This window comes from Photobacterium sp. GSS17 (assembly GCF_028621875.1).
Classification (GTDB): Bacteria; Pseudomonadota; Gammaproteobacteria; order Enterobacterales; family Vibrionaceae; genus Photobacterium; species Photobacterium ganghwense.
The window spans coordinates 3083486-3103496 of record NZ_CP117517.1; the positions used below are offsets into that span (position 1 = coordinate 3083486).

22 protein-coding genes and 8 tRNA genes are annotated in these 20011 nt (G+C 53.8%); 25 read left to right on the top strand and 5 right to left on the bottom strand.

All coding sequences use genetic code 11. From position 1 onward, the window contains the following. Positions 1-25: 25 nt before the first annotated feature. From metK to ruvX, 7 genes are all read left to right on the top strand, one after another. Complete coding sequence (metK, locus tag PGW97_RS13950; protein ID WP_273857525.1) at positions 26-1180, top strand: methionine adenosyltransferase; 1155 nt, start codon at positions 26-28, stop codon at positions 1178-1180. Between the two features lie 135 nt (positions 1181-1315). Then, positions 1316-1795 (top strand): SprT family zinc-dependent metalloprotease, encoded by a 480-nt coding sequence (locus PGW97_RS13955; RefSeq protein WP_273857526.1) that lies wholly within the window; start codon positions 1316-1318, stop codon positions 1793-1795. Positions 1796-2050: 255 nt separating this feature from the next. Then, positions 2051-2755, top strand: a complete 705-nt coding sequence (gene endA, locus PGW97_RS13960; RefSeq protein ID WP_217394135.1) for a deoxyribonuclease I — start codon at positions 2051-2053, stop codon at positions 2753-2755. 244 nt (positions 2756-2999) lie between these two features. Further along, entirely contained in the window at positions 3000-3731 is a 732-nt protein-coding gene (rsmE, locus tag PGW97_RS13965) for a 16S rRNA (uracil(1498)-N(3))-methyltransferase (RefSeq protein WP_047887439.1), read from the top strand. A gap of 30 nt (positions 3732-3761) precedes the next feature. Continuing rightward, the gene (gene gshB, locus PGW97_RS13970) at positions 3762-4712 is read left to right on the top strand and encodes a glutathione synthase (RefSeq protein WP_207103469.1); all 951 of its coding nucleotides are present in this window, start codon (positions 3762-3764) and stop codon (positions 4710-4712) included. Positions 4713-4842: 130 nt separating this feature from the next. Beyond that, positions 4843-5409 carry a YqgE/AlgH family protein gene (locus PGW97_RS13975; RefSeq protein WP_047887441.1) on the top strand — a complete coding sequence of 189 codons (567 nt, stop codon included), beginning with the start codon at positions 4843-4845 and terminating at the stop codon, positions 5407-5409. Further along, the gene (ruvX, locus tag PGW97_RS13980; RefSeq protein ID WP_217394142.1) at positions 5406-5834 is read left to right on the top strand and encodes a Holliday junction resolvase RuvX; all 429 of its coding nucleotides are present in this window, start codon (positions 5406-5408) and stop codon (positions 5832-5834) included. The genes PGW97_RS13975 and ruvX overlap by 4 nt, the downstream gene beginning before the upstream one ends. 504 nt (positions 5835-6338) lie before the next feature. On the opposite strand, the gene PGW97_RS13985 is transcribed toward ruvX, so the two are convergent. Together PGW97_RS13985 and PGW97_RS13990 are read right to left on the bottom strand one after the other, a co-directional pair. Beyond that, positions 6339-7445, bottom strand: coding sequence for a PilT/PilU family type 4a pilus ATPase (locus tag PGW97_RS13985; protein ID WP_047887443.1), 1107 nt, complete (start codon positions 7443-7445; stop codon positions 6339-6341). Positions 7446-7469: 24 nt separating this feature from the next. Beyond that, positions 7470-8507 (bottom strand): type IV pilus twitching motility protein PilT, encoded by a 1038-nt coding sequence (locus PGW97_RS13990; protein WP_217394146.1) that lies wholly within the window; start codon positions 8505-8507, stop codon positions 7470-7472. A gap of 23 nt (positions 8508-8530) precedes the next feature. On the opposite strand from PGW97_RS13990, the gene PGW97_RS13995 reads away from it, so the two are divergent. The 7 genes from PGW97_RS13995 (at position 8531) to hemW (ending at position 13604) form a co-directional block, all read left to right on the top strand. Continuing rightward, the gene (locus tag PGW97_RS13995) at positions 8531-9247 is read left to right on the top strand and encodes a YggS family pyridoxal phosphate-dependent enzyme (RefSeq protein WP_273857527.1); all 717 of its coding nucleotides are present in this window, start codon (positions 8531-8533) and stop codon (positions 9245-9247) included. A gap of 252 nt (positions 9248-9499) precedes the next feature. Further along, positions 9500-10318 carry a pyrroline-5-carboxylate reductase gene (gene proC, locus PGW97_RS14000; RefSeq protein WP_273857528.1) on the top strand — a complete coding sequence of 273 codons (819 nt, stop codon included), beginning with the start codon at positions 9500-9502 and terminating at the stop codon, positions 10316-10318. 13 nt (positions 10319-10331) lie between these two features. Beyond that, a complete protein-coding gene (locus PGW97_RS14005; RefSeq protein WP_047887447.1) occupies positions 10332-10886 on the top strand; it encodes a YggT family protein in 555 nt (184 codons plus the stop codon). Then, a complete protein-coding gene (gene yggU / locus PGW97_RS14010; protein ID WP_273857529.1) occupies positions 10883-11176 on the top strand; it encodes a DUF167 family protein YggU in 294 nt (97 codons plus the stop codon). Before PGW97_RS14005 ends, yggU begins: the two co-directional genes overlap by 4 nt. A gap of 133 nt (positions 11177-11309) precedes the next feature. Next, on the top strand, positions 11310-11747 hold the full coding sequence (locus PGW97_RS14015; RefSeq protein WP_047887449.1) for a DUF4426 domain-containing protein: 438 nt from the start codon (positions 11310-11312) through the stop codon (positions 11745-11747). 92 nt (positions 11748-11839) lie between these two features. After that, complete coding sequence (locus tag PGW97_RS14020) at positions 11840-12433, top strand: XTP/dITP diphosphatase (protein WP_217394154.1); 594 nt, start codon at positions 11840-11842, stop codon at positions 12431-12433. Between the two features lie 4 nt (positions 12434-12437). Next, positions 12438-13604 (top strand): radical SAM family heme chaperone HemW, encoded by a 1167-nt coding sequence (hemW, locus tag PGW97_RS14025; RefSeq protein ID WP_273857530.1) that lies wholly within the window; start codon positions 12438-12440, stop codon positions 13602-13604. Between the two features lie 68 nt (positions 13605-13672). Here the strand turns inward: hemW and PGW97_RS14030 are convergent, their stop codons facing one another. From PGW97_RS14030 to trmB, 3 genes are all read right to left on the bottom strand, one after another. Further along, the gene (locus tag PGW97_RS14030; RefSeq protein WP_273857531.1) at positions 13673-14122 is read right to left on the bottom strand and encodes a hypothetical protein; all 450 of its coding nucleotides are present in this window, start codon (positions 14120-14122) and stop codon (positions 13673-13675) included. A 209-nt stretch (positions 14123-14331) separates the two neighbouring features. Further along, positions 14332-15252: a glutaminase B gene (glsB, locus tag PGW97_RS14035; protein WP_047887452.1), complete on the bottom strand. Its 921-nt coding sequence runs from the start codon at positions 15250-15252 to the stop codon at positions 14332-14334. 94 nt (positions 15253-15346) lie between these two features. Continuing rightward, positions 15347-16084 carry a tRNA (guanosine(46)-N7)-methyltransferase TrmB gene (trmB, locus tag PGW97_RS14040; RefSeq protein WP_047887453.1) on the bottom strand — a complete coding sequence of 246 codons (738 nt, stop codon included), beginning with the start codon at positions 16082-16084 and terminating at the stop codon, positions 15347-15349. 162 nt (positions 16085-16246) lie between these two features. Between trmB and mutY the strand changes: the two genes are divergently transcribed. The 11 genes from mutY (at position 16247) to PGW97_RS14095 (ending at position 20002) form a co-directional block, all read left to right on the top strand. After that, positions 16247-17314, top strand: a complete 1068-nt coding sequence (mutY, locus tag PGW97_RS14045; protein WP_273857532.1) for an A/G-specific adenine glycosylase — start codon at positions 16247-16249, stop codon at positions 17312-17314. A 66-nt stretch (positions 17315-17380) separates the two neighbouring features. Then, positions 17381-17653: an oxidative damage protection protein gene (locus tag PGW97_RS14050; RefSeq protein ID WP_047887455.1), complete on the top strand. Its 273-nt coding sequence runs from the start codon at positions 17381-17383 to the stop codon at positions 17651-17653. A 115-nt stretch (positions 17654-17768) separates the two neighbouring features. Continuing rightward, positions 17769-18902, top strand: coding sequence for a membrane-bound lytic murein transglycosylase MltC (mltC, locus tag PGW97_RS14055; RefSeq protein ID WP_047887456.1), 1134 nt, complete (start codon positions 17769-17771; stop codon positions 18900-18902). Between the two features lie 129 nt (positions 18903-19031). Next, positions 19032-19107: transfer RNA gene (locus PGW97_RS14060), tRNA-Phe, on the top strand. Positions 19108-19234: 127 nt separating this feature from the next. Next, positions 19235-19310 (top strand) — tRNA-Asn (locus tag PGW97_RS14065). Between the two features lie 43 nt (positions 19311-19353). Further along, positions 19354-19429: transfer RNA gene (locus PGW97_RS14070), tRNA-Thr, on the top strand. A 32-nt stretch (positions 19430-19461) separates the two neighbouring features. Next, positions 19462-19537, top strand: a tRNA-Phe gene (locus PGW97_RS14075). A 43-nt stretch (positions 19538-19580) separates the two neighbouring features. Next, a tRNA-Asn gene (locus PGW97_RS14080) sits at positions 19581-19656 on the top strand. Positions 19657-19699: 43 nt separating this feature from the next. Then, a tRNA-Thr gene (locus PGW97_RS14085) sits at positions 19700-19775 on the top strand. 32 nt (positions 19776-19807) lie between these two features. Next, positions 19808-19883, top strand: a tRNA-Phe gene (locus PGW97_RS14090). A gap of 43 nt (positions 19884-19926) precedes the next feature. Further along, positions 19927-20002: transfer RNA gene (locus tag PGW97_RS14095), tRNA-Asn, on the top strand. The last annotated feature ends 9 nt before the right edge of the window (positions 20003-20011 follow it).

Consider the following 20011-nt stretch of genomic DNA (forward strand, 5'->3'; position numbering starts at 1 on the left):
TTAACATTACTTTGTGGGAGCGCTCATGGCGAAGCACCTGTTTACTTCTGAGTCTGTGTCAGAAGGCCATCCAGATAAAATTGCCGATCAGATTTCGGATGCAGTATTGGATGCGATCTTAGAACAAGATCCAAAAGCACGTGTTGCGTGTGAGACTTACGTAAAAACCGGCATGGTAATGGTTGCTGGTGAAATCACAACGTCTGCTTGGGTTGATATCGAAGAACTGACCCGTGATACCGTACGTGAAATCGGCTACGTTCACTCTGACATGGGCTTCGATGCAAACTCATGTGCCGTTCTGAGCGCAATCGGCAAACAGTCTCCGGATATCAACCAGGGTGTTGACCGTGAAGACCCACGTGAACTGGGTGCTGGCGACCAGGGCATCATGTTTGGCTATGCCTGTAACGAAACTGACGTGCTGATGCCAGCACCGGTTACTTACGCCCACCGTCTGGTAGAGCGTCAGGCGAAAGTGCGTAAAAACGGCGCCCTGCCATGGCTTCGTCCGGATGCAAAAAGCCAAGTCACTTTTGCCTACGACCAAGGCAAAATCGTGGGTATTGATGCCGTTGTTCTGTCAACTCAACACTGTGACAGCATCGAACTGCCAGTGCTGCAGGAAGCGGTGATGGAAGAAATCATCAAGCCGGTTCTGCCAAGCGAGTGGCTGACGAAAGACACCAAATACTTCATTAACCCAACCGGCCGTTTCGTTATCGGTGGTCCAATGGGTGACTGTGGTCTGACTGGTCGTAAGATCATCGTTGATACCTACGGCGGTGCAGCTCGTCACGGTGGCGGCGCATTCTCTGGTAAAGATCCATCGAAAGTTGACCGTTCTGCAGCTTACGCGGCTCGTTATGTGGCGAAGAACATCGTTGCGGCCGGCATGGCTGACCGTTGTGAAATCCAGCTGTCTTACGCTATCGGTGTCGCAGATCCAACATCGATCATGGTCGAAACGTTCGGTACTGAGAAAGTGGCTCACGACATCATCGTTGAAGCAGTACGTCAACACTTCGACCTGCGCCCATACGGCCTGATCGAAATGCTGGATTTGCTGAAGCCAATGTACAAGAAAACGGCGGCTTACGGCCACTTCGGTCGTGAAGAATTCCCATGGGAAAAAACTGACAAAGCTGAGATGCTGCGCGAGTTCGCAAACATCAAATAAGCATGTCACTCCGGAGCCAGCAGTCTCCGACACAGGAAAGATACGAAAAGGAAGCTTAGGCTTCCTTTTTTGTTATCCTCTCCCCTATACTCCCGCGTAGATTCGTTAACGCACACCGCCTAATAGCCCATTGTTATGACCCCATTACAGCAAACGGTGATCGCCAAGGTCGAGTCCTGTATCCATCAGGCCAACCGGCACCTTAACCAGCATTTCCCCCTGCCCGTCGTCAATTTCAAACAACGGGGAAAAATCGCAGGAAGTGCGAGGTTACAGGGTTGGGAAGTCAGGTTTAACCCTGTGCTGCTGGCTGAAAATCCACAGGCTTTTCTTGATGAAGTCGTTCCGCACGAAGTGGCTCATCTGGTGGTCTTTAAGCTGTTTGGCCGGGTCCGTCCGCATGGCCGGGAATGGCAAGGCGTCATGCACAACGTGTTTGGCGTTGCCCCCCGCACCACACACAGCTTTGATATTTCTTCCTTGCAGGGGCAGACTTTTATCTACCGCTGTCAGTGCAGCGAGCACCAGATGACCGTTCGCCGCCACAACAAAATCGTCCGCGGTCAGGCGGTATATCACTGTCGCCGATGCGGCAGCCAACTGCGCCTGAGCTGAAAAGTTGTCGTTATCACACCTGGTGTCAAAAGCCGTCTGTGACAGCATTAAGCTATCCCTTCCGGTTATTCCGTAATTCCGATAAGCGTAGGTATACAAACCACCGCGGATGTTCTGCCACTCAGCCCCCCTGCTGCTATTGCTATTGCTATTGCTATTGCCGAATGTAAATAACACAAAACTTACTGTGAAGTAGTTCCAAAAAATCAGCCAGATGATAGGCTTGTCGCCCTCATTTTCAGAATAAGGAAAGGCATGCGTCGTCCCTCTTCCTGGCTGCTGATCAGCCTGCTTGCGCCAGTTTCCGCACTGGCAGCCCATCCAACCTCATTCAGCCAAGCCAAAAAACTGGCTATCGGCATTTATCAGGATCATCCGGTCAGCTTTTACTGCGGCTGTGACATCACCTGGCAGGGCAAAAAAGGGATTCCGGATCTAGCCAGCTGCGGCTATGAAGTCCGCAAACAACCCAACCGGGCAAACCGTATCGAATGGGAACACGTGGTGCCGGCCTGGCAATTTGGCCACCAGCTTCAGTGCTGGCAAGAAGGCGGCCGCAAAGCCTGCCAGAGCAGCGCCCAGTTCCGCCGGATGGAAGCCGATCTGCATAACCTGACTCCGGCAATCGGCGAAGTGAACGGTGACCGTTCCAACTTCAGCTTTATGCCCTGGAACGGTACCAACGGCGCCAATTACGGCCAGTGTGAGATGAAGGTGGACTTCAGCCAGAAACGAGCCGATCCACCACCAGCCAGTCGGGGGCCGATTGCCCGCACTTATCTCTATATGAGTGACACCTACCCGTTCCGTCTGTCCCGCCAGCAGCGCCAGTTGATGGAAGCCTGGAACCGACAGTACGCCGTGACCGAATGGGAATGTGAACGCGACCGTCGAATTGCCAAAATCCAGAGTAACCACAACCCTTACGTTCAGCCGTTGTGTCAGGCAAAAGGACTGTAACCGCCCGCTCCGCCAGCGCTCAGCGAGACTGAAACCGCCTTTGGCGAGTCGAAAAACCGCATCAGGGCCAGCGTCGTGAATACACTGGCCTTTTTTCCTGCTGATGGCACGGGAGATGGCGGACAACAAAAACAAATCCACTTTGCCCTTGTTTTTCCGAGGCACGGCATCCATCTCTGTACCATGAGGCAGCAATCCTTCGTATAATGCTGCCAGACTAGATGAAAACGATGACCAATCAGCCATGAGAATCCCACGAATTTATCACCCTGAAACCCTGCCGGCTTCAGGTATCATCATGCTCAGTGAAGAAGCCGCCAACCACGTTGGCCGGGTCATGCGCATGCAAGTTGGCCAGGAAGTCCTGCTGTTTGATGGCAGCAATGCTGAGTTTCCAGCCATTATCAGTAACGCCAGCAAGAAAAGTGTGGAAGTCGACATTCAGGAACGTCGTGAAAACAGCGTGGAATCCCCGCTGGATATCCACCTCGGCCAAGTGATTTCTCGTGGTGAAAAAATGGAATTTACGATTCAGAAATCTGTCGAGCTGGGGGTCAACACGATTACCCCGCTGATTTCTGAACGTTGCGGCGTCAAACTTAACGCCGATCGCTTCGATAAAAAATTGCAGCAATGGCAGAAGATCGCCATCAGCGCCTGCGAGCAGTGCGGCCGTAACCGCGTGCCGGAAATCCGCCCGATCATGAAACTGGAAGACTGGTGCAGCGAGCCGTACGACGGCCTGAAGCTGAACCTGCACCCACGAGCCAGTTACTCAATTAACACCCTGCCAGCACCTGTCAGTAAGGTACGCCTGCTGATTGGTCCGGAAGGCGGTCTGTCCGCTGAAGAAATCAGCATGACAGAAACCTACCAATTTGATGAAATCCTGCTGGGTCCTCGTGTCCTGCGCACTGAAACGGCTGCCATGACCGCCATTACAGCCCTGCAGGTTCGCTTCGGCGATCTCGGCTAACCCTCGGGAAGACAAACTTAGGAGAAACCAATGATCAAACTGGGTATCGTGATGGACCCTATCGAGTCCATCAACATTAAGAAAGATTCCAGCTTTGCCATGATGTTGGAAGCCCAGCGCCGCGGCTGGGAAATCCACTACATGGAAATGAACGACCTGTCGCTGGAACAAGGCAAGGCCATTGCCCGTACCCGTGTGGTTAGCCTGAAAGAAGATCCGAACGGCTGGTTCGAATTCCACGGCGAGCAGGAAATTGCCCTGTCTGAGCTGGATGTGGTACTGATGCGTAAAGATCCGCCGTTCGATACCGAATACATTTACGCGACCTACATTCTGGAGCGAGCAGAAGAACAAGGCACACTGGTTGTCAACAAACCGCAAAGCCTGCGTGACTGCAACGAAAAGCTGTTCACCGCTTGGTTCCCGGAACTAACCCCGACCACCATTGTAACCCGTCGCGCCGACAAGATTCGTGCATTCCAGCAGGAGCACGGTGACGTGATCCTGAAACCGCTGGACGGCATGGGTGGCTCATCCATCTTCCGCGTCATGAAAAATGACCCGAACGTGTCGGTGATCATCGAAACCTTGACCAACCACGGTCAGAACTACTGCATGGCGCAGACTTTCGTGCCTGACATCAGTAACGGTGACAAGCGTATTCTGGTGGTTGACGGTGAGCCAATGCCATACTGCTTGGCGCGTATTCCAGCCGAAGGCGAAACCCGTGGCAACCTGGCCGCCGGTGGTCGTGGCGAACCACGTCCAATCAGCGACACAGACCGCAAGATTGCGGAAACCGTTGCACCGGTGCTGAAAGAAAAAGGCCTGATCTTTGTCGGTCTGGACGTGATTGGCGACAAGCTGACAGAAATCAACGTGACCAGCCCGACCTGTATTCGAGAAATCGAAGCGGCCTTTGATATCTCCATCACCGGCAAACTGATGGATGCGATTGAGCGCCGCCTGAACCAGGCATAAGCTCCTCCTTTTCGCACTCCCACGCAGCCCACGGGCTGCGTGAGGCCGGCTCTCACCTCGTCATTTAAATACCATTTCTGTCAATTACTCGGCATACTTTAAAGAAGCAGCTTAAGTAATAGGTACTCCAATGAATTTGACCAATCACTTTCTGGTTGCGATGCCCCAACTACAGGATCCAAACTTCAAAGGCAGCGTCGTGTATATCTGCGAGCATAACGATGAAGGCGCGATGGGGATTGTGATCAACCTGCCTATTGAGATTTCCGTGGGCAACATGCTTGAACAAATTGACATTGACCGCGAGCTGCCTGTTCAGAACCCGGCCAGCCTGGAACAACCGGTTTTCAACGGCGGTCCGGTCGCGGCTGACCGTGGCTTCGTGTTGCACAACCGGATTGGCGACGATCTCAGCTCCAGCATAAACATTACCGATCAGGTGTCCGTCACGACCTCCAAAGACATCCTGTCGCTGCTGGGTACCCGCGAATCGCCGGACAACTTTCTGGTTGCCCTCGGCTATGCCGGTTGGGATGCCGGTCAGCTGGAACAAGAGCTGGCTGACAACTCCTGGCTGACCATTGAAGCCGATCCGGATCTGGTATTTAACACCCCGATTCATGAGCGCTGGAATAAAGCCATTGCCAAACTGGGCATTACCTCTACTCACCTCTCGACAGATAAAGGACATGCATGAGCCAGTCTCGTACTGTTTTAGCATTTGACTACGGCACCAAAAGCATCGGTGTGGCTATCGGCCAGGAACTGACCGGTACTGCCAATCCATTGGCAGCTCTAAAGGCTCGCGACGGCATCCCTAATTGGGATGACATTGAAAAGCTGCTCAAGGAGTGGCAACCGGATTTAGTGGTCGTCGGCCTGCCGCTGGATATGCACGGTGGCGAACTGGAAGCCATTACACCGCGCGCGAAAAAATTTGCTAACCGCCTGCACGGCCGATTCGGTTGCCAGGTCGAGTTACACGATGAGCGCCTGAGCACCGCTGAAGCCCGCTCGGATCTGTTCGATCGTGGCGGCTATCGTAACCTGAGCAAAGGAAATATCGACTCTCAGTCAGCGGTCGTGATCCTCGAAAGCTGGTTTGAACAACAGTACGGCTAATCCCCGCATTCTGCTTTCGCACTCCCCGCTAACACTGACTATCTGCAGGCCCATCAGGGCCTGTTTGTTATCGCTGCGCTCAGCGGCCACCACTTCTCTCACTCCCAGATTACGCCCTACCCAAATGGTTACTCACCCAGTCTCAGCCTAATCGCAACAGTCAGCTCGTCTTCAAATACTCGTCTTTGATGTTCAATCTCAAACGCGGGTTGATCGAGCACAAACCCCAGTGTACAGCTTTTCTCACTTTGCTCACCCTCTAGCCACACAGCGAAAAAATGGATCTGCACCGATCATCCTGATCCCGCGTGTTCTGCGGCCTGATCAGCCTGTACAGCTTTTTGACTACAGGAACCCAAAAGCTCCACAAGCTGTACAGCCAAAATAAAAAACAACACAAAATCTTTAAAATCAGATAATTAAAAACATCATGGCAATAAAAAAAGCTTTAGGATCATAGTAACCCTAAAGCTTTTTGCACATAGTAAGCTTTTTAATACCGACTCAGTCCATATCGATCGTGACCCCATCCAAGCTGCTGTTTGCCTGATGATGTTTGTTGCCGACTTTAATCATCAGTCGCAGATCGTTGGCCGAATCGGCATGGTGCAAAGCGTCCTGCTCCGTGATCTTGCCGGCGCTATAGAGGTCATACAGAGACTGATCAAACGTCATCATCCCCGACTGGGCTGATTTCGCCATGGTGTCCTTGATTTCGTGCAGCTCACCCCGACGGATCAGATCCGCAACCCGTGGCGTGTTGATCAACAGCTCAAAGGCACCGTGCCGTCCCATACCGTGGGCATCCGGGATCAGCTGCTGAGCCAGAATACATTTCAGGTTCAGTGATAAATCGAACAGAAACTGATCCCGCCGCTCTTTCGGAACCAGATGGAGAATACGCTCCAACGCCTGGTTGGCATTATTGGCATGCAAGGTCGCCATACACAGGTGCCCGGTTTCGGCAAAGTTCATGGCATATTCCATGGTTTCCCGGGTCCGGATTTCGCCAATCAGAATCATGTCAGGAGCCTGGCGCAGCGAGTTCTTCAGCGCCACCTCGTAGCTCTCCGTATCCAGGCCGACTTCGCGCTGGGTCACGATGCACTTATTGTGCTTGTGCACGAACTCAATCGGATCTTCCACCGTCAGAATGTGACCGCTACGGTTGGCATTACGGTAGCCGGTCATCGCCGCCAGTGACGTAGATTTGCCCGAGCCGGTCGCCCCGACCACCAGCACCAGCCCCCGTTTCGCCAGTGCCATCTTCTGCATGTCCATCGGCAAGTTAAGGGCAAAAATGTCAGGGATATCGGTTTCAATCCGCCGGATCACCATGCCCGGCAGTTCCCGCTGCCAGAAGGCACTGACCCGGAACCGATACTCGCCGCGTACCAGCGCAAAGTTTGCTTCTTTAGTGGCACAAAACTCCTGATACAACGCATCGTCCATGGCTTCGCTGAACATCCGGTCAATCGCCGGGCGATCCAGCGCCTGCCCCAGCGGGTGCAGGTTACCGTCGATTTTCAGCAGACATGGCGCTTCCACCGTGATGTACAAATCGGAGGCTTTGCTGCTGACCATTTCATTCAGCGCATCCTGTAATGTCATATCCCCTCCCGGGAAACGAAATGATTAAAACTGCGCAAACGCGTTGTCGACGACCCGGCGTCCTTCTTCCGCCTCAACCTGCCCCTGAGCCACCAGCATCCGGACACTTTGCTCCATGGTCTGCATCCCGACGGATGAGCCGGTCTGGATCATGGAATACATCTGGGCCACTTTGTCTTCGCGGATCAGGTTACGGATAGCCGGGGTCGCCATCATGACTTCATGAGCCGCAATTCGGCCTCCGCTGGTACATTTAAGCAGGCTCTGCGATACCACCGCCCGCAGCGACTCAGACAACATAGAACGCACCATCGCCTTGTCGTTCCCCGGGAAGACATCAATGATCCGATCGACGGTTTTGGCCGCCGAGCTGGTGTGCAGAGTGCCCAGCACAAGGTGGCCGGTTTCTGCCGCGGTCAGCGCCAGACTGATGGTTTCCTGATCGCGCAATTCCCCCACCACAATCACATCCGGGTCTTCACGCAGGGAAGATCGCAGTGCATTGTGGAAACTGTGGGTATCGCGGTGTACTTCACGCTGGTTAATCAGGCAACGTTTGCCGTGGTGAACAAACTCCACCGGATCTTCAATCGTCAGGATATGGCGGTTATAGTTTTCATTGATGTAATCGACCAGCGCAGCAATCGTGGTGGATTTACCGGAGCCGGTTGCCCCGGTAACCAGCACCAGCCCGCGCTGGCATTGGGCGATCTGATAGAATATGTCCGGCACTTTCAGTGATTCCAGTGTCGGCACATGCACCGGGATGGTTCGGAAAACCGCTGCGCATCCCCGTGACTGATGAAAGGCATTCACACGAAACCGCCCGACGTCCGGCAGCTCGAACGAGAAATCGACTTCGAGCTTTTCTTCAAACTCGCGCCGCTGGGCATCGTTCATAATGTCAAACACCAAGCGGTGTACTTCACTGTGCTCCAGTGATGGCAAGCTCAGTTTACGAACATCGCCATCTACCCGAATCATCGGCGGAACTCCCGCAGAGAGGTGCAGATCCGAGGCATTATGCTTTACACTAAAGTCCAGTAGTTCGGTGATATCCATAAATTTTCCCAACAGAATCAATTATGAGTAGTATCAAACAAAACATTGAACAGGTCATCTCTCAGATTGGCCTGGCGGCAGAAAAATGCGGTCGACCAGTCGATTCCGTGCAACTGCTGGCGGTAAGCAAAACCAAACCTATTGCCGCAATCGAAGAAGCCATTGCCGCCGGTCAGCGGGCATTTGGTGAAAACTATGTCCAGGAAGGTGTTGAAAAAATTCAGCATTTTGCCGATAGCGAGAACGCAGCGGCACTGAGCTGGCATTTCATCGGGCCGATTCAGTCCAACAAAACCCGGCCGATTGCCGAGCATTTTGACTGGGTCCATTCCGTCGATCGCGCCAAAATTGCCCGCCGCCTGAGTGAACAACGCCCGGCTGACATGGCTCCGCTGAATGTCCTGCTGCAGGTTAACACCAGCGGTGAAACCACGAAGTCCGGCCTGGCCTTTGCTGAACTGGCCGCCCTGGCCGATGAAGTGGCCGCCATGCCGAATCTGGTGCTGCGCGGTCTGATGTCGATTCCGGAAAAAGCGGATGACTATGACAGCCAGTTGACTGCGTTCCAGAGCCTGGCGGATGCCATGCAGACCCTGAAAACGCGCCATCCGCAGATGGATACCCTGTCGATGGGAATGAGCGGCGATCTGGACGCCGCCGTGGCGGCCGGCAGTACCATAGTGCGTATCGGTACCGCCATTTTCGGCGCTCGTGACTACGGCGAGAAGACGTCCCAGTAACGCCCTGACTGTGGCGTTTTACTGTGAAACGCCACAGACAAAAACGGCTGAAAGGAACGTGTTCCCGCAAGCTCTGATGCAAACAAAGGATGGAACAGCAGATGCCAAGCGGCACCGTCAGCCAAACGGGAAAGGACAAAGGTCACACGCCGTCGCATCCGCAAACCGTATCAGAAACAATCTAGGTATAATTCGTCCAGGAAGGACACCCGTTTTACCCTTCCCGGTCCAGCACCCTCATAAGGAATGAACATGGAACAACGCACCATTGCTTTTATCGGCGCCGGTAACATGGCCCGCTCTATCATTGCCGGTCTGGTGGTTAGCGGTTACGCACCGGAGAAAATCACCGCGACAGCACCCAGCCCTGAGCGACGTGAGCCGCTGGCCCGCGATTATGGAATTCACACCACTGACAATAACCTGCAGGCGGCTTCTGAGGCCGACGTGATTGTTCTGGCCGTGAAACCGCAGCTGATGGAAGATGTCTGCCGCCCACTTCAGATCCTCGACTTTTCCGGCAAGCTGGTGATATCGATCGCCGCCGGGATCAGCGCAGCACGTCTCAATGAGATGCTGGCCACCCGTCTGAATCTGGTCCGTGTGATGCCAAACACGCCGTCTTTGATCGGCAAAGGCATGAGCGGCCTGTACGCCTCACCGGATCTGAATCCGAACGATCGCCAATTTGCCGGTAACTTAATGAAAGCTGTCGGTGAGATCTGTTGGGTAGAGCAAGAATCAGCAATCAACGGTATTATTGCTGCTGCAGGCAGTGCACCGGCTTATTTCTTCCTGTTCATGGAAGCGATGCAGGCTGAAGCCGTCAAGCAAGGGTTCAGTTCTGAGCAAGCCCGCCTGCTGGTTCAGCAAGCAGCCCTGGGCGCCGCTGAAATGGTCGTCGCGAATCCGGATATTGAACTGTCGACCCTGCGTGAGCAGGTGACGTCAAAAGGCGGCACCACGGCGGAAGCAATCCGCACATTTAATGAAGAGCAGCTTAGTGATACCGTAGCCAAAGCAATGCGTGCTGCGGTAGCCCGCGCCCAAGAGATGGAAAAGCTATTTTAAGGTTTAGTAAATTATGAATGCACTTGGTTTTCTCGTCAGTACTCTGTTCGACCTCTTTATCATGGTGGTCCTGCTGCGTATCTGGCTTCAGTGGGTACGAGCGGACTTCTATAACCCGTTTTCCCAGTTCATCGTGAAAGCAACTCAGCCGATTGTCGGCCCGCTGCGCCGCCTGATCCCGTCTATCGGCTCGCTGGATATGGCAACCCTGCTGCTGGCTTATCTCCTGAGTATGGCGAAATTTGTGGTGCTCCAGTTGGTGCTCGGCGGTGGTCTGCTCCTGACCCCCGAATACCTGTGGGTCGGCGCGCTGTCGCTCCTTAAAGCAGCCGGTGGCCTGGTGTTCTGGGTATTGCTGCTACGCGCAATCCTGAGCTGGGTAAGCCAGGGCCGCAGCCCGATCGAATACGTCATGCACCAGCTGACAGAACCAATGACCGCACCGATTCGCCGGGTGATTCCGTCGATGGGCGGCCTGGATCTAAGTGTACTGATTCTGTTTATCGGTCTGCAGTTCGCCAATATGCTGATTGGTGACATGGTGGGGCCAATCTGGTACCAACTATGACCACGCAGGCAGTAACACGCAGTGGTGATGATTTGCGGCTTCGGTTGTATATTCAGCCGAAAGCCAGCCGCGATCAGCTGGTTGGCCTGCACGGCGACGAGCTGAAAGTGGCCATTACAGCACCACCGGTTGATGGTAAGGCCAACGCCCACCTGACCAAGTACCTGGCCAAGTTGTTCCGCGTCGCCAAGGGACAGGTCGTTATCGAGAAAGGGGAACTCGGACGCCATAAGCAGGTGCTGATTGAAGCGCCACGAGAAATCCCCGACACCATCACCACCCTGCTGTAACACTGCTTATCCAGTCAGCCCGGCGGCCGTTTCGGCGCCGGGCTGACTGCTATCTCAACTATACTAAAGGACACATGCCCACATGGCTGGTAGGGTTCGGTTCCCACCTGTGGCGTTCAAGAAGGATAATAATATGACTCGATTTTTCAGCCTGATGGCACTTTTACTGGCCTCTCTACTCACTGCCCTGCCAGCCAGTGCCGAACAAACCAAGCAAATCCGTAATCTGGAAGTGCATTACTCCAGCTTTCCTTCCACCTTCCTCACACCGGATATCGCCAGCACTTACAAGATTCAGCGCAGCCGCTACTCTGCCGTCATCAACATTACCGTGCTCGACAGCAGCCAGCCGGGTAAACCCGCGGTTCAGGCCGTCCTGAGCGGGACTGCCAAAAACCTACTGGGCAGCGTGAAAAATCTCTCTTTCCGCGAAGTGCGCGAGGGCGAGGCCATTTACTACATCGCGGAAATCAAGCACGCCAACGAGGAAAGCTTTAATTTCTCGATTGAAATTCATGCCACTGGCGCCAGCGGCAACCTGGCCTTCCAGCAAACCTTCTTTGTTGACTGAACCACATCCACGACAGGGGCCGCAACGGCCCCTTTCAATTTCCGGGCAGTAAGATAAGATAGCGCCTCTTTCAACCCTTGCGAGGAACTGTGATGAGCAAATTGGTACTGGCTACCGGGAATCAGGGCAAAGTCAGAGAAATGGCCAGCCTGCTGGCAGACTTTGGTTTTGATGTTGTTGCCCAGAGCGATTACAACGTGTCATCAGTCGCTGAAACCGGCACCACCTTTATCGAAAATGCCATTATCAAGGCTCGTCACGCTGCCAAAGAAACCGGCCTGCCGGCTATTGCCGACGACTCTGGCCTGGAAGTCGACTTCCTGCAGGGTGCACCGGGGATCTACTCCGCGCGCTTTGCCGGAGAAGAGGCCTCTGATGAAGACAACCTGCAAAAGCTGCTCGCAGCAATGGACGGCGTGCCGGAAGAGCAGCGCACCGCCCGTTTCCATTGCGTGCTGGTCATGATGCGTCACGCTGACGACCCAACACCGCTGGTTTGCCACGGAACCTGGGAAGGCAGCATCCTGACCGAGACCCGCGGCGAAAACGGTTTTGGCTACGACCCGATTTTCTGGGTACCGGAAGATCAGTGCTCCTCAGCCGAGCTGGCTCCGGCACGCAAGAAACAACTTTCGCACCGCGGCCAGGCTCTGTCGAAGCTGTTCGCTGCCCTGAAGGATGCCTGACGCTATGCTTGTTCCACCGCCACTGAGCCTGTACATCCACATTCCATGGTGTGTGCAGAAATGCCCGTACTGTGATTTCAACTCCCACGCCCTCAAGGCTGACATTCCGGAGCTGGATTACATCGACGCCCTGATCGACGATCTGGACACAGATCTGGCCGCGTACGGGCTGGAGAACAGCACGCGCCCGCTGCACTCAATCTTCATTGGTGGCGGCACGCCAAGCCTGATCGCACCGGCTGAAATCGGCCGGTTACTTGAGGCGGTTAAAGCGCGCATTCCGTTCAGTGACGACATTGAAATCACCATGGAAGCCAACCCGGGGACGGTGGAAGCCGGACGGTTTACGGCCTACCGCCAAGCGGGGGTCAACCGCATTTCTATCGGGGTGCAGAGTTTTCAGGATGAGAAGCTCAAACGCCTGGGTCGCATTCACGGCAGCCAGGAAGCCATTCGGGCGGCAGGGCTGGCCGAAGAGGCCGGGCTCAACAGCTTCAACATCGATTTGATGCACGGCCTGCCGGATCAGAGTGTCGAAGACGCCCTGTCGGATCTGCGCCAGGCGATCGCACTCAACCCGCCGCACCTGTCGTGGTATCAGCTGACCATTGAGCCGAACACCCTGTTCTACTCCAAGCCTCCGGTACTGCCGGATGATGATGATCTGTGGGATATCTTCGAGCAGGGCCATGAGTTGCTGCGCGAAGCTGGCTATGTGCAATATGAGATTTCCGGCTACAGCAAGCCGGGCGTGCAATGCCGCCACAACCTCAATTACTGGCGCTTTGGTGACTATCTGGGGATTGGCTGTGGGGCCCACGGGAAGATCAGTTTCCCTGACGGCACGATTACCCGTACGGTCAAGGTGAAGCACCCGCGCGGCTACCTGAATCAGGCCAAGCCATACCTGGATCAGGAGACTCAGGTTGCCGCCGGCGAGCGTCCCTTTGAGTTCTTTATGAACCGTTTCCGGCTGCTTGAAGCGTGCCCGAAACAAGATTACGTGGAGCGAACCGGCCTGCCGCTGGCAAGCATTGCCGGACCGATTGAGTGGGCGCTGGAGAAAAACTATCTGGCGGATCACGGCGACAGCTGGCAAATCACGGAACAAGGAAAACTGTTCCTCAATGATCTGCTCGCCGCTTTTGTCGACGACGAAGACGACGCGTAATCCCTTTCAGGGACTTTTCTCTGGATCATTGCAGCTGATGCGTGTGCTCAGCTGCAATACCCGCTCTGTTACTCCCCGAGCGAAACACTCTGCCAGCGCCTGAGCGCCGGAATCAGTGACTGAATTTCCCCTTCTTTGGCTTGTCTGGCCGCTATCCGCGTGCACAGCTCGTCGTCTATCAGCTGCGAATGTGACAGAACAAACGGCAAATCATCCTGCATCAGTCGGTGATACTCAGCCAGTACCGTCGTTTGCTGCGGATTCAGTTTAACCGGATGGATACCAAAATAGAGCTGGCCAGTGGATGTGATCTTGAAGGTTTCCCCACCCAGTTCGAGAGTCAGGTTGTCGTCCTGCAGGCTAACGGGATTGTGCCACTGCAACTGACAAAGCGGGGGGTTGCTCTTGTCCTCAACCTTGCTCTTCAGAGCAGGTTGGCGACTGTCTTCCAGCGCCTCTGCGCCCTGAGCCGTTGCAGGAACAGAAAACAAAGCCAGTACCAGCGATACCACAGCCAAGCCAGCTCTTACATCCGCAGCAGGACGCAATTCAGCACAGCGGCCGAAAGAGCCCAAAGTCGATGCAAAAACTGAGAAAACAGGATAAAGACAGAACCCGCGGCGCGACAGTCCATGCCGCAGGTTTTCAGGCTGGTTAACAGAACAACAGACGTGTTTCAGACACAGCATAGGCATCCCCCAAACAGGTTCAGCCAAGGTGACTGAACTCAGAAAATAGAACGGCCAATCCGTTCAGCCAGAAGCTCCAGTGCCGCCGTTCCGGCCAGCGAGTTGCCGGATGGGTCCAGCTCCGGCGACCATACAGCAATCGTCATCTCGCCCGGCACCACCGCAATGATCCCGCCGCCGACCCCGGATTTGCCCGGCATCCCGACCCGGTACGCAAACTCACCTGCGCCGTCGTACAGCCCACAGGTCGCCAGCAGCGCATTGATCTGCTTACTCTGAGTCTGGGTGATGATCGTTTTTTTTGCGCCTAAAGGAAGCCCTTTGTTGGCAAGATAGCTGAACGTTCGCGCCAGATCGACACAACTCATCTTCAGCGCACAATAACTGAAATAATTGGTCAGTACCGGCATCACTTCATTGTCAAAGTTACCAAACGAGCGCATCAGATAGGCAATCGAAGCGTTGCGATCGCTGTGCTGCATCTCCGAATTGGCCACCACCTTGTCGTACACAATGCAGGGGTTCTGCGCCAGGCTGCGTACCAGCTCCAACATGCGGTATTGTGGCGCCGACAAGCGGCTGTGCAGCAAATCCGACACCACCAGGGCACCAGCATTAATGAAAGGATTACGCGGAATGCCGTTTTCCAGCTCCAGCTGAATCATGGAGTTAAACGCATGACCGGACGGCTCTTTACCGACCCGGCGCCAGATTTCCTCCGGCTCGTACAGGGTCATGGCCAGCGTCAGGCTCAGCACCTTAGAGATTGACTGAATTGAAAAACCTTCTTCACTGTCGCCTGCCTGGATAATTTCCCCGTCGTTATAACACACCGCGATGCCCAGCTTATTCGCCGGTACCTCGGCCAGCGCCGGAATATAATCCGCCACCTTCCCCTGACCAATCAACGGCCGAACTTCATCCAGAATTTCATCAAGCAACTGCTCAGTAGGCTTCATTACAGGTTCTCCAAGGCTAAAAAAGCCAACCCGAGGTTGGCTTCTTTCATCATTGTACGCCCGCTACTATCGGGCGGGAATAGCATTCTACGGCTTATTCGGTGCGCGCGAACTTCATATCCCACACACCGTGACCCAGACGGTGGCCACGGGCTTCAAATTTGGTCAGCGGGCGGTCTTCCGGGCGCGGAATGTAATCGCCATCGGTTGCCGTATTGCGGTAACCCGGCGCAACGTTCATCACTTCCACCATATGCTCGGCATAGTTTTCCCAGTCCGTCGCCATGTGGAAGATGCCACCAATTTTCAGCTTTTTACGCACCATTTCAACGAACTCAGGCTGAACGATACGACGCTTGTGGTGACGAGCTTTGTGCCATGGGTCAGGGAAGAACAGCTGAACGGTATCCAGGCTGCCGTCCGGAATCATGTAATCAAACACTTCTACTGCATCGTGACACATCACGCGCAGGTTAGTCAGACCCGCTTCTTCTGCACCCATCAGGCATGCGCCCACGCCCGGGCTGTGCACTTCAATGCCGATGAAGTTCTTTTCCGGTGCGTTCTTCGCCATTTCTACCAGCGATGCGCCCATACCAAAACCGATCTCCAGTACAACTGGCGCTTCACGGTGGTAGACTTCTTTCCAGTCCAGCATTTGCTTGGCAAAATCAATACCCATTGCTGACCAGTTGGTTTCCAGCGCCGTCTCCTGCCCTTTTGTCAGTCGACCTTCACGACGAACAAAGCTACGAACTTTGCGTATCAGCTTGCCGTCTTCGTTAAATTCAGACACGGTGACTTCGCCTGAGGTTTTTGAAACTTTGCTCATCGTAATACCTACACTAGAACTGAAAAGAAACTAAGCGTCGGCATTATCCAAAGATATCGCGCAAGTGCAAGTCTATCGTTTGCGGCCGACCTGACTTTGTGGTGCAATCACGCTCAAAATAAGGCAGACCAACATGCCTGTCAGTAAAGTGAGCTTGAAACTGTGACCAAAACCTTCTCAGATGCCATTTTAACGTGGTATGACAAATTCGGCCGGAAGACCCTGCCCTGGCAACAGAATAAAACCCCGTATAAAGTGTGGCTGTCGGAGATTATGCTCCAGCAGACTCAGGTAGCGACGGTCATTCCCTATTTTGAACGCTTTCTCGAACGCTTCCCGACGGTAGCCGATCTGGCGGCGGCAGAGCAGGACGAAGTGCTGCACCTGTGGACGGGGCTGGGCTACTACGCCCGGGCGCGTAACCTGCACAAAGCCGCAAAGCATATCGTTGACCACCATCAGGGCCAATTCCCGACCACGCTGGAAGAGGTGATGGCACTTCCCGGTGTCGGACGCTCTACCGCCGGGGCCGTGTTGTCACTGTCACTCAAGCAGCACCATCCGATCCTTGATGGCAATGTCAAGCGCACCCTCGCCCGCTGTTACGCGGTAGAAGGCTGGCCGGGCAAAAAACCGGTTGAGAATCGCCTGTGGGAAATTGCGGAAGCCAACACCCCGGCGGCGGGTGTCGAACGCTATAACCAGGCGATGATGGACATGGGGGCGATGATTTGTACCCGCAGCAAGCCCAAATGTGAGCTGTGCCCGGTCGCGCACCTTTGTCAGGCTAAAGTTCAGGGACGTCAGGCTGATTTTCCGGGCAAAAAGCCCAAGAAGACCCTGCCTGAAAAACAGGCCTGGTTTGCCATTCTTCAGCATGGCGAACAGGTATGGCTGGAGAAACGTCCGCCGGCGGGTATCTGGGGCGGGTTGTGGTGTTTCCCGCAGCATGACAGCGATGAGCTGAATGAGATCGTCGATCAGCGCTTAGGCCAGCAAACCACGCTGATCAGTGCCAGCGAGCAACTGCACGCTTTCCGCCACACTTTCAGTCACTATCACCTGGATATCGTCCCGGTTCGCATGCACCTGTCGCAACTGCCTGACATGGTCAGCGAAGCGTATCACGGCCAGTGGTATAACCTGAATCAACCCGCCGAAATCGGCTTGGCGGCACCGGTGCAACAGATCCTGGAAAGCCTGCGCTACGAGCTCAGGCAGCAAAACTAGATGCTGTCGCTGCACTCTGGTATAAAGAGCGACGAATTCAAAAAGATTTAACTAAGGAGCTTCCCGATGAGCCGTACTGTATTTTGCGCCCGCCTGAAGAAAGAAGCGGATGGCCTGGATTTCCAACTGTACCCGGGCGAACTGGGCAAGCGTATTTTCGACAACATCTCGAAAGAAGCCTGGGCCGAGTGGCAAGGCAAGCAAACTATGCTGATCAACGAGAAGAAGCTGAACATGATGGATCCGGAGCACCGTAAGCTGCTGGAAACTGAGATGGTGAAGTTTCTGTTTGAAGGCCAGGATGTGATCATCGACGGTTACACTCCGCCAAGCGAGTAAATCGCGTCACATTTGAAGCCCTTGGCGGGCATTTTCGCTCGCCAAACATCGCTAACATATTGATAATGGCATCATTTGCATCTCCAAATGGTGCCATTTTTATTTTCAGGGTGTCATGAAAGTACGCGCGCTAATTCTGTCTGTCCTGCTGTTAAGCGGCTGTAGCCGGGAGTTTGTCGAGAAAATTTACGACGTCGACTACACCACCACAAACCGGTTTGCTAAAAATCTGGCTCCGCTGCCCGGCCAGTTCACCAAGGACGAGGCGGCTCTGGACCGCTTGATCAACTCGTTCAGTGGCCAGGTCAAACGCCATTGGGGTGACAATGATTCACTCATCGCCAGTAAGCGTCAGTACGTCAAATATACCGACGGCTACCAGAGCCGGGCCCATGTCGATTTTGAACGCGGCGTGGTGATCGTCGAAACCGTGGCCAAAACAGATCCGACCCGCCATCTGAAAGACGCTATTGCGACGACCCTGCTGACTCCGGATGATCCTGCCGGGGTCGATCTGTACTCCGATTCCGCCATTGATCTGCACGGAAAACCATTCCTTTATGGCCAGATCCTCGATCAGGAAGGCAAACCGATCGAATGGAGCTGGCGCGCGAACCGGTTTGCTGACTACCTGATCGACGCCAAACTGCAGAAACGATCCGAGCGCTTTCATCAGGTCTACTATGTGGAAATTCCGATGGTCGCGGATCACGTCAATCAGCGCGGTTACAAGTACGCGAGCATAGTTCGCGATGCCTCTCGCCGCTATGGCATTGCCGAAGATCTGATCTACGCCATCATCAAAACGGAGAGCAGTTTCAACCCCTATGCTGTCAGCCATGCCAATGCTTATGGCCTGATGCAGGTTGTACCGAATACCGCAGGCGCTGATGTCTTCAAGCTGGTCAAGAACAAATCGGGCAAACCCACCCCGGCCTATTTGTTTGATCCGGCGAAAAACATTGATACCGGCACGGCCTATTTTTACCTGCTGAAAACCCGGTACCTGAAAGCGGTCAACGATCCCCTGTCGCTCCATTACAGCATGATTTCCGCCTATAACGGTGGTACCGGCGGCGTCTTAAATACGTTCCACCGCGATCGGCAACGGGCGATGAACGACTTAAACCGCCTGCAACCCAATCAGGTTTATTGGGCACTGACCAACAAGCATCCCAAAGCCGAAGCCAGGCGGTATTTACAGAAAGTGACGCGCTTTCAGAAAGAGTTCAATCAGGGAAAAATTTGATTAATAGACAAGGAAATAGCAACAAATCGGCCACAACGTTCAGAAAACAACCAAACGAAACATAAACACAAAAATTTCTGAAAAAGAGGTTGACGAAAAGAGTGAAAACCCGTTTAATAGCGCTCCGTTGCCTCGATAGCTCAGTCGGTAGAGCAGAGGATTGAAAATCCTCGTGTCGGTGGTTCGATTCCGCCTCGAGGCACCATGAATTTTGATTATGGTGCTCTGGTAGCAACATAACGTAAAAAGTTGATCGTGTGATTCGATTCAGTCGCCTCGAGCAGCCAATCCTTTCGCTGATTCAACTCTTAAACATAACGTAAAAAGTTGATTCCCCCTTAGTTCAGTCGGTAGAACGGCGGACTGTTAATCCGTATGTCGCTGGTTCAAGTCCAGCAGGGGGAGCCAAATTTCCAATCAGGTTTACCCTGATGGACAAAAAATAACGTGTGCCGACTTAGCTCAGTAGGTAGAGCAACTGACTTGTAATCAGTAGGTCACCAGTTCGATTCCGGTAGTCGGCACCATTATTTGCAAAGTAAAGCAACGCTTTACTTTTGCCTCGATAGCTCAGTCGGTAGAGCAGAGGATTGAAAATCCTCGTGTCGGTGGTTCGATTCCGCCTCGAGGCACCATATTTCATCAGATGCGTAATTATCGCGTCCGATAGCAAACAATTCCCCCTTAGTTCAGTCGGTAGAACGGCGGACTGTTAATCCGTATGTCGCTGGTTCAAGTCCAGCAGGGGGAGCCAAATTTCCACTCAGGTTTATCCTGATGGACAAAAAATAACGTGTGCCGACTTAGCTCAGTAGGTAGAGCAACTGACTTGTAATCAGTAGGTCACCAGTTCGATTCCGGTAGTCGGCACCATTATTTGCAAAGTAAAGCAATGCTTTACTTTTGCCTCGATAGCTCAGTCGGTAGAGCAGAGGATTGAAAATCCTCGTGTCGGTGGTTCGATTCCGCCTCGAGGCACCATATTTCATCAGATGCGTGATTATTGCGTCCGATAGCAAACAATTCCCCCTTAGTTCAGTCGGTAGAACGGCGGACTGTTAATCCGTATGTCGCTGGTTCAAGTCCAGCAGGGGGAGCCACTTTAAAAA